The sequence below is a fragment of the uncultured Clostridium sp. genome (genome assembly GCF_900547735.1).
Lineage (GTDB): Bacteria > Bacillota > Clostridia > Lachnospirales > Lachnospiraceae > Otoolea.
Map to the genome: position 1 here is coordinate 25,732 of NZ_URHZ01000019.1, position 13,653 is coordinate 39,384.

Consider the following 13,653-nt stretch of genomic DNA (forward strand, 5'->3'; position numbering starts at 1 on the left):
TTTTGACGCGGATTAAGATAAATTTCTATCCGTTTTTCATTCTCATAATGAGAATTATTTCTCAATTCGAGAATTATAATTTCTCATTCTGAGAATCCCGTTGTGTTACCGCGTTATGGAGCCGTCATTTTTATTGAATCGGAAATTTTATGATTTTATTGTTTTTTATTATTCCAATGCGTTCCATATCGCTCCGGAAAAAATCCTTTGGTTCATTATAATCTTCGAACCCGCTGGGTGAACAAATATCTCTGTTCATCCGCCAGCAGTGCGCCGCCTGAAATTTCCTCTGCTTATCCAGAGATTCCGGTACATAGTACATATATTCAATTGCTTTATTCAATCCTGCCACCGGTTTTCTACCGTGCGTCTTCGTCAATACAGGCGGTCCTGCAATATTGAAGTAGGCGTCTATCTCCTTCATAGAAAAGCCTTCCATATACATTCCGGCTTCAATTCCCTCTTCCACCAGCTTCGGGAGGTTCTTCCACTCCGATGCTTTTATTCCGCTCATAACAATCCCAAACCGGTTATTGGCGTTTACCGCCACCAGAGTGTTGCAGCCCTCATATTTAACCCTATGAACTTCCCAGCAGAAAAACAAATCTTCCGGCTCTCCATATGATTGTTTGGGGAGCTTTAACGTTTTCTGCAATGGTATCGTGATTCCTAACTGCATCTTTCCCCTCCTTAATATTCCGTAACATTCCGTAATTTTCCGTCATCCGGCCAAATACTGATATGCAATTCTCGGACTTCCGTCTTCCATATAAACAATACCGCATTTCTCAAAACCGTTTTTCTCAACCAGGTACTGCATTGTGAGATTATTGTGATGTGTGTCGATTCTCAGGTTAGCAATTTGAGATTTGCAAAAATCGAGGCACTTCTCAAATACCCCTTTTGCCACACCGTCCCCGGCAATGCGGTGAATGGTTCCATAAACCTCGTCGTTGAGCCACGCGCCGTCTTCAATATAAGTATAGGTTGGGTCAGGGCCAATGATGAAGGCAAAAACACCGTGTATTATTTCCGGTTCCTTTATCGAATCCTCTGCCTGAACCTCCCCCTTTTCCATATATACATAAAGTTGGGCCTTTCCAATATCCTCCTCCAGAAGTTGTCTCGGCGGATGATTTTTCCCCCACTGGTCCGGGTTTCCGTTGGCCTCCATATAATTTCTTGCCTCCTGGTAAATTTCCATTATCCTGTTCAAATCATCGTATTTTGCCAGACGTATCATCCATTCCCTCCACTTTCCGGTACAAAGTCGCCAGTCCAATTCCCAGTTTTTTTGCCGCCTGCTTTTTCCCCTCCGTGTCATTGCCGCAGAGTCGCAGAGCCTTCAGAATTTCACTGCGTTCCAGTTCTTTGAGAGGAATCACCGCTTCCTGTAACTCCGTGCTATTCTGTATAACGGTTCCCGCTTTCGTCTGCGGTTCCGAAATATTGGCCGGCAGCGTCCTCATATCCAGAACGCCGTCCTCCTCCATCATATTAATCATAAATTCAACCGTATTTTCCAGCTCGCGGATATTTCCATACCAGGGATACTCATAGAGACGGTCCATTGCCTCCTCGGATATTTTGAAGAGATTCTTATCAAACAGGCTGGCGTAGCGGTTGGCAAAATAGTAAACCAGATCCTTAATGTCCTCTCGCCGTTCCCTTAATGGGGCAATCTTAAGCGGTATAACATTCAGCCGGTAGTAAAGATCCTCCCTGAATTTATTGTTTGCCATCATCTCTTTCAGATCTTTATTGGTCGCCGCAATGATCCTGACATCAATCGGAATCACCTGATTCGAGCCGATACGGATGATTTTGCGTTCCTGGATCACCCGAAGCAGTTTAACCTGAAGATAAAGGGGCATATCCCCTATTTCATCAAGGAAAATGACGCCTCTGTTAGCCAGTTCAAATTTACCCATTCTCCCGTTCGGATCCGCGCCGGTAAACGCGCCTTTCACATACCCGAATAACTCCGACTCCAGAAGAGGTTCCGGAATCGCTCCGCAGTTAATGGCGATAAAGCGGTTTTCCCTCCGGTCGCTCGCCTTCCAGATGGCAGTCGCCACCAGCTCCTTGCCCGTTCCGCTTTCTCCGGTAATCAGGACGGTGGAGGTGCTCCGCGCTATTTTTTTAATCTCTTCCTGCATTTGAAGCGTCTGTGGGCTGGTTCCTATAATATTAAATGTACTGAGAGGATTAACTGTGTTCGTAATTTCATAAAACCTCTCCTGCATTGCCCTGGTGCTCTCAAATATCAGTACCTTGGAATACCGTCTGGGATCCTGATCCAGATCATAGAGATGGCCCATAACAAAATATTCCTTGTCATTTAACAGCACCTTAAATTCATTCTGACGGCTGAAGTTATCACCGGTCGGTGTGACAACCGCCATCTGCCCCTCCGGCATATCGATAGAAAGCTGCCGTTTAGCCGGTTCATTAGCCATCGTAACAACATTATCGCCACCCAGAATTAAAATTCCTTTCTCCACATGGTTAATCACACAGTCCAGTGCATCCAGAAGAACCGCCCTCTTTTTAGACTCCGTCAGTTCCCCCGCCTTCACCGCTATGAAATCCGCAATCTGTTCCAGCAGGTCCAAATACATCTTTTCATTGGAAAGAACACGCTCTTTTTGCTCCAGACTGCTCCCGACCAGCCCAATAACCCCAATAATCTCACCACCCAGCCGGATGGGCATGGAAATCTCGATTTCTTCACTGCAACTGTCCTTCTTCGGACATTTCTGGCACAACCGCTCTTTGCCCGGATTGTAAATAATCTCTACACTTCCCGTACGGAGCAGGTGCTCATAGACATATCCCTCCTGAGCCATATCCTCATTTACATGCTGCTTGAAAAGCCCTGTTCCTGCAACACGGAATAGATTCTTGTCCACAACCTCCACTTCCACCTGGGCGATTTTGGACATGATATCTGCATATTTCATTACTGTTTCCTGGATTTCTAGGAGGATACTTGGCATGTGAGGGGAGTCCTTTCTTGTGGAGTGGGAGATCTATGATGGTTGGTCGGGTAAAAACAGGTGGGTTTTTAGTTTAAAATTAATATCTTTATCTTATTTTCAATAGGATAAAATGTCAATAAACTTTTAAAGACAGATACCCAAAAATGTAATTACTCAGTTTAGTATTATAAATTAATAGTAAAAAACTGCCGCGTTATACTGCGACAGCTTTTATATAGTATTATTAATATTTAGTTACCTGGACACCATTAGTCTTCGAAGAAAATGACTCATATCCTTCTCTGAAATAAACTGCATGTAGTCCTCGGGCTCTATATTTTCCCGGTTCCAAATTTTCAACATCCACACCATTTATCAAATATCTCAACTCTTCATCTGGTTGATTTTCTTGTAACGCTTCAAACTCATATCGGCCCACTTGCTCCCAATCTTCTGCTGATTCACTCCATTTTTGTAATGTTATCGAGTTACATATTTTATCACATTGTATGTGAGCTAAAGTCTCAATCGTTAGAGCAACTTTTCCTTTCCCTTCGTTTTTAATATTGAGTATTCCAGTAGATATGACCTCTCCTCTTGCCTGGCCTGTAGATTGTGTTACTTCTTCTGGCAAAATTACTGATTCTTCACCGGTATCTTGTATTTCCATTCCATTCCAATAGAATACTTCCGATGCGTATGCCGGAATTACATTAAACAATGTGAGTACAGCAACACTAATCAACAATCGTCTCCATTTATTTTTCATTTCTATTGTGACTCCTTTTCTATATAAACATTCTGTATTATTTTAACAAACTCTTCTTTTTCCATGACTCCAGTTAAATAGTAATACGAATTTCCTATAATTATCTCTGAACTGTACTCAATATCTCCTGTTTTCCTCTGTGCTTTTTGAATTTCCACTTCTCTATTCAGCCATTTATTATAAACATCTTCTTTTTCTTTAAATTTTCTATCAGAAATAATGTTTACAGAATTCTCAGAATCTTTAGTTGTTTGCACGATGTCAAAGGAATTACCTTTATAATCAAAAATCATCGTCGCCATTTCACCATTAATTATTGTCTTTTGATAAATTAGCTCTGGTGGTACTTGATCCAACCGTATGACATTTATTCCTGTTTTCTCACTTATCTCATTATAAGCTTCTTCTAATCTGCCAGCATCAGTCTTGTTTTTATCATTATCTATAACTACATCACTCCTAAAACTCGGCCTAACCGTCTTCCTATAAACAAAGTACTTCTTAGCCCCAGCAGTTATAGTCGTCGCCAATAAAATCATCACGACAACTCCCGCCACCATAGCAACTTTAAAAATCGGCTTAAGCCTGCGTATCTTCCTGAATTTCTTTTCAGGAGTGCTATCCCTGGTGTATCTTGGCTCTATTTTTTCCAGCAACCGTTCAAAACCATCTTCTGGTTCCGGAGGTATCTGGCTATCGTCTATTTCAGTCTGTGCGCGCTGAAACCTCTCCAGGAGCGTTTTATCGTCCATTCTAAATGACTCTTTCAGAAGCTGATCCAAATCATATTCTGTTTTGTGTCTGTCCCGGTCCTTGCTCACTGTTTGCCTCCTGCTTAATCATAGCTATATGATAATCTCTATTTTTTTCCATGGCTTTTCCCGCCGCTTTCCCTGGCTTTGGGGTTGACTTTTTGTCATTTAAGTTTACTATACTAATATAAATATTAATTTAGTATAATAGTTTAGTCGTCCTGCGGCCTGTCGCTGCAGACAACATTCCACTGTTCGGAAGTTGCTTATGCCGGACGGTTAAATTTATGGAGGAAAACCCTATGAAAAAAATCATCCTGACCGGAGGCGGTACAGCCGGCCATGTAACCCCCAATCTTGCCCTTCTACCCTCTCTTCAAAAAGAAGAATTTGAAGTGCGTTACGTTGGTTCCTACAATGGGATCGAACGCCGTCTGATTGAGGAAACTGGTATTCCCTATGACGGAATTTCGTCCGGAAAACTCCGCCGTTATTTTGACATCAAAAATTTCTCTGATCCCCTAAGAGTCCTCAAAGGTTATGCAGAGGCCCTGAAAATTATAAAAAAATTCAAACCTGACGTTGTATTTTCAAAAGGGGGGTTTGTAGCCGTCCCCGTAGTCTTAGCCGCCAGGCATCATAAAATCCCCGTGATTATACACGAATCCGATATGACACCCGGCCTGGCCAATAAAATATGTATTCCTTCTGCTAAAAAAGTTTGTTGTAATTTTCCTGAAACATTGAAGTATCTCCCTGAAGACAAAGCTGTGTTAACCGGCTCTCCTATTCGTGAAGAGCTCTTAAGCGGTGATCGCCTGGCTGGGCTGCAATATACCCACCTGTCCTCCAGCCTTCCGATTATTCTGGTAATTGGAGGCAGTCTCGGTTCTGTAACCGTAAATCAGGCGGTCCGCAGCATTCTTCCTGAACTGTTAGAGCATTTCCAGATTATACATATCTGTGGCAAAGGTAATCTGGATGAAAGTCTGATCGGCAAAGAAGGTTATGTTCAGTATGAGTATGTAGATAAACCACTGAGGCATCTCCTTGCTGCTGCTGATCTTGTTCTTTCCAGAGCGGGGGCAAATTCTATCTGTGAAATTCTCGCTCTCAGAAAACCGAATATTCTGATTCCGCTTTCCGCCGCCGCCAGCCGCGGAGATCAAATCCTGAATGCCAATTCCTTTGCAAAACAGGGCTTTAGCACCGTTCTGGAGGAAGAAGCACTGACAGGCGAATCTCTCCTGCAGGCAATTACCGAAACCTATAAAAACCGCCAGGCCTTTATAGACAAAATGGCTGAAAGCCAGCTTAATAACGCGGTTTCTACTATCATCAATCTGGTTGATGAATGTATCAACGCTTAAAATAGCCGTCATCAATCAAACCGGCTTCCAGAATTCTTTTGCGCAACTCTTTTCTGGCTCTTGACAACCGGGTTCGGCAAACCGTTCCCGGTATGTTCAGGATTTCGCATGTCTCCTCTGTCGACAATTCCTGTATTACTCTGAGAAGAATTACATCACGCCAATCCTTCTTCATACCCTCTACAAGTTTCCATATTTCACGGTACATTTCATTATCCATAATATAGGTTAATGTATCAGCTCCAAGCAGTTTGGTCATAAACAGAAATTCCTCGTCCTGAGCGTCGATGCTCGTTACACACCGGGAATTCTTTCTGTAACAATCTCTCCATCTGCTGTATAATATCTTGATAAGTATGGTTGTCTTCAGTTTCGCATCCCAATCCATTGGATAACGATAGTAATATCCCATGATTGTATCATGCACTATATCTTCAATGTCATCATAATGTACGCCTATACTGGCGGCAAACCTTTTCAGTGGAACAGAGTAGTCTTCGTAAAGTTCCTTTAAAAGCCTGCGTTCATCCTGCCGCATACATGTCTCCTATGATTTCATTGCTTCTTTTAAGCTGTTACTAATTTCAGCAAGTTCCGTTGAATCAGCATTCCCCGGTGTCCAGGTAACCATAGCCGGTCCGCCTTCGTATCTTGGAATGATATGCACATGAAAATGAAAAACTGTCTGTCCTGCTGTCTCCCCATTATTCTGCACCACATTAAATCCTGAACATCCCAGAACCTCTTTCATGGCTGCTCCGATTTTACCGGCTAACGGAAGCACCTTTGCTGCGACTGATTCATCCAGTTCACAGAGATCTTTATAATGTTCTTTTGGCAAGATCAGGGCATGTCCCCTGGATGCCGGACCTAGATCCAGAATTACTCTAAAGTCTGAATCCTCGTACACTGTGGCTGATGGTATCTCCCCTCCTGCGATTTTGCAAAAAATGCAATTGTTATCTGTCATTTTCACCACTCCTTATTTTCTGCATTATATATGCATCTTTTATTTTTACTGGGCTTTCTGTAGAATATCATGCCCAGAAAAATACCAATTATCAGGCCGCCCACATGTGCAGCATTGTCTACTCCAACACTTGTAAATCCATGATAAAGTGTTACTGCAACCAGTATCATCAACTGCTGTGTGCTCAGGTCTTCCAGACGTCCCTTGTTTACAGCCACAGCATACACAAGTCCGCCTACAACACCAAAAATAGCCCCCGAGGCTCCAGCCGAGACAACATAAGCCCCTCTACCTATGTTGACAGCCAAAGACACGATATTGGCCCCTACACCACATAACAGGTAAAATATCAGATATTTTACCTTGCCCAACGCCCGTTCCAGGTTGTCCCCAAGAACGAATAAAACCAACATATTATTGATCAGGTGGCCAATTCCAAAATGCATAAAAACAGAAGTGAGCAGTCTGTAATATTCCTTATACCGTAATATAAGAGGTGCGTACATGGCGCCCCGCTCAACCATAAACCCCGTATTTAATGTAGAGCCTGTTATCTCCAGGAAAAGAAAATAAATCACGTTAACCGCTATAATAGTTCCGTTGACATATGCTTTTTTTCTATAATTATTCATATTGGCACATCCTTCAATGGCACTATTATAGCACAGCAATTACCGTTCTTCTATGGTATTTTTGAAAAACTCCGTATTGATGTAAATCGACATTTTTCTACATCTTTTTTAAGTTATCTGTAACGCTTTTTTGACCCTGTTGCATTTCTGCGAACCGGTATTTTACCTCTGCAATTGCAATGATATCGCCGTCACGGATACTCACTGTCTCGTTCGCCTGAAGCTTATATCCCTCCACCGCCGTTCCATTGGTCGAATTTAAATCCGTTACGATGTATACGCCCTCCCTTTTGTCAATCCTCAGATGCAGTCTGCTTACCGTGGGACGAGACAGACAAAAGTCCGCCAGTTCAGCATGTTTCCCAATTACAAATGGCAGGTAGGGTATCTCAATGCTGTTCTCATTCTCCCCCATACTCACAAGAACCGGGCCGGCTGACTGCCCGGTATTCTCCGAAAGAAGGGCCGTCCCCTCCTCCCGGGAATGCTGCTCCTCCCGTTTTCTTTCTTCCATCATTCTCTGACGGTATTCCTCCTCACTTTCAGGGCAAAGGCGGAACTCATTCCCCGCCACTGCATCCTGTTCGTCATACCTAATCTTATCTCCTGCTTTTTCTGTTTTTTTTCCGGTCATCCGGTGAACAGGACTATTATTTAAAATTTTAGAGTGCCCTACCCCCGGCTCTTCTTTAACATGTGCCGACAAAAACTTCATAAGAAAAATAATCATCGCACCTGCTGCAAGCCAAACCCCATATCTTCTAATCCCCTCTGTTCCGGTAAAATACCATACCCCTAGCTCTGCTCCTGATAAAAAAACTAAAATCTGCAGAAAATCTTTTATCCTGATGCGGCCTCGGCCTTGTTCCCGTTTTTCTCCATCCTGCATGTTTTTTTGGTCTTTCTTTACCCGCTCCTGTCTTCCAGTTTTGTTTTTCTTCGTATGGCATTTTTCATTTTCGGGATATCCCGTGCAGAATCCTCTCTGACGGGGTGATGGCATATAGGAATCTTCCATATGAGGTGATTTCGTTTGAGAAGGTTTCATATACGCAGCTTCCGTATAAGGTGTTTCCATATATAGTTCTTCCTCATATGATTTTTCCGGATATGATTTTTTCGCATAGACATTTTCCGTATAAGGTTCTCCCACATAAGATCTTTCTGAAAAAAGTCCTTTTGTATAAAGTCCCTCTATACCTGATTCTTCCTTACCTGAGCCAGCTAAATAAGCTCCTTTCATATAAGTTCCTGCTCCACAAGAACCTCTCATATGTGATGCTTGTGAATATATTTCACTGTCCTGCTTCCGGGCTTCATATTCCTCTGTGTCATGCTCCTCAAAACTGTATTCCGGCAAACAGGCATCTCCATCCCGTCCTGGTTGCCCGGGACCGCCTCTTTTTACCACGCCGCTTTCTCTACATTTTCCAAAAACAGAATCCCCGGTTCCTGTCAGGTGCCTCAGCAGATCCGCCATTCCATAGTTCTCCCGCAGGCTCTCCTGATAAAGGTTGTAAGCCATGACTACGCCTTCCCTGTCCTGGTGATTTATCTTCTCCAGCAGGTATTGTAAAAGTCCAGAAAGAACTTCGGGAAAATTACAGGAATACCCGGGCAGGAGGCAGAGATAGACCGTGAAACTGTCGGGATCAATATAGATAAAGTCCGGATCCAGGAGTAATTGTTCTTCTTTCAGGAGATATTCCTCTATTTTCACCGTTACTGCAGAAATTCCCAGCAAAAGGGAGCGGAGTTCTCCTCCGCTTATTTTTCTCTGTTCCAGCAGCCTTTTTAATGGCTGCTTCGACGTTATCTCATAATAAAATTCCCTTTTTTCCTCATACTGCCTTACTCTGAACTTTAACAGACCTTTAATGGCATTTGCCGCAAGCATGCGGCACTCATATCCCCCTCCCTGGCCGGGGGCATCCAATATCATGTAGTTATGATTTACCTCTCTCTGATAACGAACTTCCACCTGTCATTCCCCCACCTAAACTCCGGCTGCCCTGAGCAGCCGGAGAAAATTCTCAGGATCAAATTTTTTAACCGATATATTTGTCTCTGTTTCCCCCCCTGCCTCACCTTCAAGTCTGTGTCCCGCATCCCTCAAAGCAATGCGGCCCCCTCCGCACCAAAAATAGCCCCGGTAATCCTGCTGTGTCCGGCTCTCCAACTCCCGCTCCGACTGTCCTTCCTCCTCTTCCTCCAAATGGACATACCGTTCCAGCGCTTCCTGTAAAACCATATTTCCAACCACACGCGCATGAATCTCGAATACGCCCGTTAGCAGCGATGCAATGAACAGGAACATGGCTGACATGACCAGGGCCGCTTCCACAGTGAGACTTGCTTCCAGACATAGAATCCCGGTTTCTAATCCTGTATTTTTTATTCTCCCTGCTTTTTTATTTACTTGTTTATTTATTTGTTTATTTATTTGATTCTTTATTCGCTCCTTGTTTTGATTCTTTATTCGCTCCTTGTTTTGATTCATCATTTTATTCTTGTTTTTTACCATAGTATTAACTCCCCCCTTAAGCACCGCCTATCCCACCGCTATCCTGCAAAACATCAGCCACAACCAGGCGGGGATAACAAATGGAATGAACGGCAGGCGCATTTTTCCGGCATTGATGCCGTGGGTAAAACCCCAGGCCGCCATTCCCAGACTGCATGTTCCACAGAACAGAACACTGCAGATAAAAAGTGTAACCGTCTGTGATAAACCAAGATAACAGGCGGACACGATAAAAAAACAGCCGTCCCCGGCTCCGGCGGCCCCTCCTGTACAGACGGTCAGGAGCAGCAGCAAAATACCGGGCAAAAATGCCGCCATTCCTGCCCATCCGTTTTCCGTACCGGAAAACAGGCTCAAGAGTCCCGCGCATCCGAACACACCCAAAGTCCACAAGGGAATCTTTTTTATCTTCAGATCATACCAGGCAGACATCAGTAAAAATATGCTGTATATCAGTTCCATGTACTCATTCCCCCCTATTTTTTCCCACAATAAGAACAGGCCCCCAGATATTCCACCTCGGATAGAGGCACCTTCTGCACATAAAATGCAATTGAAGAACAGTCCTTTCTGCTGTGATAATACTTTCCATTCGGCATTACATAAACAGTCGCTCCCGCTCCGGCCCCCTTTCCGCACACACTGCACGGCTTGTAATGAGTCCCGCTGCTGCTGACCTGTTCTCCGATGCTGTCCCACGGCAATGATGTAATATCGTTCGATATGTAATGACAGTCAGGAGACAGATGATATCTTGTTCTGGTTCTCCCCACATAAACCATAATCTCATTTTGATTCCCCGCTTGATTCCGGTGGGAGTTTCGTCCTCCTTCACTTCCCGTCCATCCTCTCTTAAAACTCCCGGAGGCCGCGGGAACACTGTCCAGTATGAAAACGCTGAATGGCAGCCTGAGCCTGTATTTTGCCTGCAGGCTGATTTCCTCCCCATCTTCTGAGATCGTCGTGCCGGAAAGGTCCAGACTACTGATTCTTCCCTGCCCGGCTGCTTTTCCGATTTTAACGGCAAGCAGCGTTTTCGCCGCGCCCTCTGCAAAAAATCCTGAAATATCCGAAGAATCTTCCCCGTTTTCTGTGTCAGAGATTTCCTCTCCCTTTGAAAGCCGGTAGCGGATATACGCATACTGGCTCATCTCCCTGGCCGTTGTCTCCAATACCATCTGTATTTTTCTCTGCGTATCCAGCAATTCCATCGGCACCGCTAGAAGTATTACGGTAAATATAAATATAGTAAAGCTTAACGCAGCTTCAACGGTCAGGCTGGCCTCAAAGCAGTTTTCATGTGTCTTTTCAGTCACTCTTTTTTCACCCCCCTGCCTTTCCGGGGCGGAGTGCAACACCCTTTTCAGAATCAGACTATAAGGAATATAATATCCATGGCATTCTATATGAAAAGAAGCTCGGAGACTTATCAGGTGTACTTGGAGAGGCACATTTTCTGGGTCTGATTTCTGAAAAGGGCATTGTACTCCGCCCCGTAATGATGCAGCCGACTTCCGGTTCCCCTCTTATCCTAATATGCCTTTACGGTCCGTTTCCTTACAGGTATCAGGACTCCCCGGCCTTTCACCTCCGCCTCCAAACGGCAGGCGCACTTTCTCACCAGAAAATCGGTCTGGACGATTCTTATGTTTTTTTGTATCATATCCATCATCCTGTATTCCTTTTGCGTTCTGCCGGCCAGCAGAAGAAGCAGCTTAAGATATGCCTGATAATCAAATCCCCTCCCTTCTTTGCCGGAATCCTCCGCCTTGCCTAAAACAGCAATACCTTCCCCGGCTAATCCCGACAGAGAAACCTTCCAGTCATCTCTCTGCTTTACAAAAGGGACTTTTCCGCCCCTCAAAAGGATACTTACATCCTCAATGGATTCAGCCAGCGCCCAGACGGTGAGAATAAAGAAGGTTGTGACCGCCACGAGCGGAGCGAGCCCCGACGCACCGGTTATGGCAATCGCCAGTTGTTCCGCCTCAGCCCTTTTCTCTGTATTCCCCAGCAGATATAAGAGATTCATTGCCTCCCTCACCGCCACGATTCTGTTTACGGCCGCCTTCAGGTTCCCTCGGTCCGTATCCTTACCAGACAAAAGGTATTCCTGCTCATATTTCACCGGCCGCTCCTGCTCTGAGAGAAAATTGGTGAAAAACGAGGCGGCGTACTCATGGATCAGCGCCATATCCAGAAGGTTACTTCCTGTCTCCTCCTCACCGTCATGGCCGCCGCGCAGTTCCGTAACCGAAGGAAATTGTGATGTATCCACTCTGTCCCCGGACACCTCTTTTCCTTCCGGCACAACAATTGACAGCAAATCAGTACCTGCCAGACGGCTGAGTGATTCCAGGACATTCAGCTTTTTCCTGTCTTTTATTCCGGTTTTCTCAAACCGTGTATCCACTCTGAATCTGCCGGTAACTGTGAGTACCTTTCTCCAAAGACGTTCTTCATCCAGCTCATCATCATCGTCATCCGGTTCCCAGGAATCTATATACTCCTGAACCTCCTCCGCCTTTTCAATCGCGGCTTTGACGATCTCTTTATTCTCCCCGGCCGTTGTTTCCGTCTGTTTCACTTCCTTCCGTCTGCTTCCCTCACTGTCGGTATAAGAACGGTAACTGTCCATCTCTTCCGTCACCAGTTCCCAGGTCTGGGGCTGAAGATCGTTACGGCGTTTCTCCGCCCTCTGTTCCGTTTCTTTGACCACTGTTTCCAGTTCCTCCGCCTTCTCCTCATATTTGCGGACGAGAGCCGGGATTTTACCCAGCTCCCGTTCCAGCTTTCCGGCCGTACGTATGAATCCGGAACCATTTCCGTCTTCAAGCTGTTCATTTCCTTTCTCCAGGTACTCCCTCTGCCTTTTCAGGTTTTCTCCAATCTCCTCCACAATTCGTTCCAGTTCCAAAAGGCGCCGGCCGTTTTCCTGATATTCCTCCGCAACGGCTCCCAGACTCTCAGCCTCTTTTATTCCATCCGCCATCTCATTCAGCGCACCCGGTTCTTTTTCCATGTTCCAGACTCCGAGCCTCATGTAATCAAGTATCTCCTTCTCGAACCAGCGGCCTTCCTCCTCCGCAATACCCGTGATCTTTGAAACGCTCAGTTCCCTGTCCCCGACCGGATAAAACGGCACAGCATTAAAATAGCCCTCCAGATACGGCTCCATCTCCGCAGCCAGCCCCTCATCATCTTCATATTCCAGCGCAAAGATCCTGTACTGCTCCCACACATCCCTGTGATATTTGCTCATCAGGGAGTCAAGGGAAGAATCGAGTGCCATCTGCACATACCAACCGGTTCCCGCTGTCCTGGCAGACTCAAAAAGTCCTCCCATGAGAGCACAGATACAGGTTAAGGTAAGACTTAAAAATACGGTAATACTTCCATCTGCCGCCCCGGGTATCTTCCCCAAACACGGTTTTCTTATAGTCAAATGCCGCCTGATACAATGCAGCACTAGTAAACCTCCTTCGACTTGTTATTAATCTGTTTGAATATATTGTTGAGCAGTGTATTAATCTGGGTCTTAAAAATCAGGACCAGGCCAATCACCACGACGAGCAGCAGAACTATCTCTATCACGGTTACCCCATTCTCATCGTACCAGAACGCCATTACTTCATTTTTTAATCTCATACATTCT

15 protein-coding genes are annotated in these 13,653 nt (G+C 44.9%); 1 reads left to right on the top strand and 14 read right to left on the bottom strand.

The features are described from left to right. Window positions 1–130: 130 nt before the first annotated feature. From QZT18_RS08195 to QZT18_RS08215, 5 genes are all read right to left on the bottom strand, one after another. The gene (locus tag QZT18_RS08195; RefSeq protein ID WP_294146480.1) at window positions 131–679 is read right to left on the bottom strand and encodes a DUF6933 domain-containing protein; all 549 of its coding nucleotides are present in this window, start codon (window positions 677–679) and stop codon (window positions 131–133) included. Window positions 680–721: 42 nt separating this feature from the next. Further along, on the bottom strand, window positions 722–1,243 hold the full coding sequence (locus QZT18_RS08200) for an N-acetyltransferase (protein WP_294146482.1): 522 nt from the start codon (window positions 1,241–1,243) through the stop codon (window positions 722–724). Then, complete coding sequence (locus QZT18_RS08205; RefSeq protein ID WP_294146486.1) at window positions 1,218–2,999, bottom strand: sigma 54-interacting transcriptional regulator; 1,782 nt, start codon at window positions 2,997–2,999, stop codon at window positions 1,218–1,220. Before QZT18_RS08205 ends, QZT18_RS08200 begins: the two co-directional genes overlap by 26 nt. A gap of 226 nt (window positions 3,000–3,225) precedes the next feature. After that, window positions 3,226–3,750 (bottom strand): DUF6147 family protein, encoded by a 525-nt coding sequence (locus tag QZT18_RS08210; RefSeq protein ID WP_294146488.1) that lies wholly within the window; start codon window positions 3,748–3,750, stop codon window positions 3,226–3,228. A 2-nt stretch (window positions 3,751–3,752) separates the two neighbouring features. After that, complete coding sequence (locus QZT18_RS08215) at window positions 3,753–4,571, bottom strand: hypothetical protein (protein ID WP_294146491.1); 819 nt, start codon at window positions 4,569–4,571, stop codon at window positions 3,753–3,755. Window positions 4,572–4,804: 233 nt separating this feature from the next. On the opposite strand from QZT18_RS08215, the gene QZT18_RS08220 reads away from it, so the two are divergent. After that, the gene (locus QZT18_RS08220; RefSeq protein WP_294146497.1) at window positions 4,805–5,872 is read left to right on the top strand and encodes an undecaprenyldiphospho-muramoylpentapeptide beta-N-acetylglucosaminyltransferase; all 1,068 of its coding nucleotides are present in this window, start codon (window positions 4,805–4,807) and stop codon (window positions 5,870–5,872) included. Here QZT18_RS08220 and QZT18_RS08225 read toward each other — a convergent pair. The 9 genes from QZT18_RS08225 to QZT18_RS08265 all read right to left on the bottom strand — a co-directional run bounded on the left by QZT18_RS08225 (window position 5,862) and on the right by QZT18_RS08265 (window position 13,646). Beyond that, window positions 5,862–6,410, bottom strand: a complete 549-nt coding sequence (locus QZT18_RS08225; protein WP_125141438.1) for an RNA polymerase sigma factor — start codon at window positions 6,408–6,410, stop codon at window positions 5,862–5,864. The two genes, QZT18_RS08220 and QZT18_RS08225, sit on opposite strands and share 11 nt — an antisense overlap. A 9-nt stretch (window positions 6,411–6,419) precedes the next feature. Further along, window positions 6,420–6,842, bottom strand: coding sequence for an HIT family protein (locus QZT18_RS08230; protein WP_294146507.1), 423 nt, complete (start codon window positions 6,840–6,842; stop codon window positions 6,420–6,422). A gap of 2 nt (window positions 6,843–6,844) precedes the next feature. Continuing rightward, window positions 6,845–7,474, bottom strand: coding sequence for a rhomboid family intramembrane serine protease (locus QZT18_RS08235; protein WP_294146509.1), 630 nt, complete (start codon window positions 7,472–7,474; stop codon window positions 6,845–6,847). A 97-nt stretch (window positions 7,475–7,571) separates the two neighbouring features. After that, on the bottom strand, window positions 7,572–9,455 hold the full coding sequence (locus QZT18_RS08240) for a DUF6382 domain-containing protein (RefSeq protein WP_294146511.1): 1,884 nt from the start codon (window positions 9,453–9,455) through the stop codon (window positions 7,572–7,574). A gap of 15 nt (window positions 9,456–9,470) precedes the next feature. Further along, window positions 9,471–9,818, bottom strand: a complete 348-nt coding sequence (locus QZT18_RS08245) for a hypothetical protein (protein WP_294146513.1) — start codon at window positions 9,816–9,818, stop codon at window positions 9,471–9,473. A gap of 207 nt (window positions 9,819–10,025) precedes the next feature. Next, window positions 10,026–10,460 carry a hypothetical protein gene (locus tag QZT18_RS08250; protein WP_294146515.1) on the bottom strand — a complete coding sequence of 145 codons (435 nt, stop codon included), beginning with the start codon at window positions 10,458–10,460 and terminating at the stop codon, window positions 10,026–10,028. A 14-nt stretch (window positions 10,461–10,474) separates the two neighbouring features. Continuing rightward, entirely contained in the window at window positions 10,475–11,314 is an 840-nt protein-coding gene (locus QZT18_RS08255; protein ID WP_294146517.1) for a hypothetical protein, read from the bottom strand. A 215-nt stretch (window positions 11,315–11,529) separates the two neighbouring features. Continuing rightward, a complete protein-coding gene (locus QZT18_RS08260) occupies window positions 11,530–13,422 on the bottom strand; it encodes a DUF5702 domain-containing protein (protein WP_294146519.1) in 1,893 nt (630 codons plus the stop codon). A 44-nt stretch (window positions 13,423–13,466) separates the two neighbouring features. Next, on the bottom strand, window positions 13,467–13,646 hold the full coding sequence (locus tag QZT18_RS08265; protein WP_125141444.1) for a Flp1 family type IVb pilin: 180 nt from the start codon (window positions 13,644–13,646) through the stop codon (window positions 13,467–13,469). Between the last annotated feature and the right edge of the window lie 7 nt (window positions 13,647–13,653).

What these genes read in the sequence shown, in the direction of transcription:
- QZT18_RS08195 (WP_294146480.1), bottom strand. Translation starts at nt 679, where the DNA reads ATGCAGTTAGGAATCACGATACCATTGCAGAAAACGTTAAAGCTCCCC.
- QZT18_RS08200 (WP_294146482.1), bottom strand. Translation starts at nt 1,243, where the DNA reads ATGATACGTCTGGCAAAATACGATGATTTGAACAGGATAATGGAAATT.
- QZT18_RS08205 (WP_294146486.1), bottom strand. Translation starts at nt 2,999, where the DNA reads ATGCCAAGTATCCTCCTAGAAATCCAGGAAACAGTAATGAAATATGCA.
- QZT18_RS08210 (WP_294146488.1), bottom strand. Translation starts at nt 3,750, where the DNA reads ATGAAAAATAAATGGAGACGATTGTTGATTAGTGTTGCTGTACTCACA.
- QZT18_RS08220 (WP_294146497.1), top strand. Translation starts at nt 4,805, where the DNA reads ATGAAAAAAATCATCCTGACCGGAGGCGGTACAGCCGGCCATGTAACC.
- QZT18_RS08225 (WP_125141438.1), bottom strand. Translation starts at nt 6,410, where the DNA reads ATGCGGCAGGATGAACGCAGGCTTTTAAAGGAACTTTACGAAGACTAC.
- QZT18_RS08230 (WP_294146507.1), bottom strand. Translation starts at nt 6,842, where the DNA reads ATGACAGATAACAATTGCATTTTTTGCAAAATCGCAGGAGGGGAGATA.
- QZT18_RS08235 (WP_294146509.1), bottom strand. Translation starts at nt 7,474, where the DNA reads ATGAATAATTATAGAAAAAAAGCATATGTCAACGGAACTATTATAGCG.
- QZT18_RS08250 (WP_294146515.1), bottom strand. Translation starts at nt 10,460, where the DNA reads ATGGAACTGATATACAGCATATTTTTACTGATGTCTGCCTGGTATGAT.
- QZT18_RS08265 (WP_125141444.1), bottom strand. Translation starts at nt 13,646, where the DNA reads ATGAGATTAAAAAATGAAGTAATGGCGTTCTGGTACGATGAGAATGGG.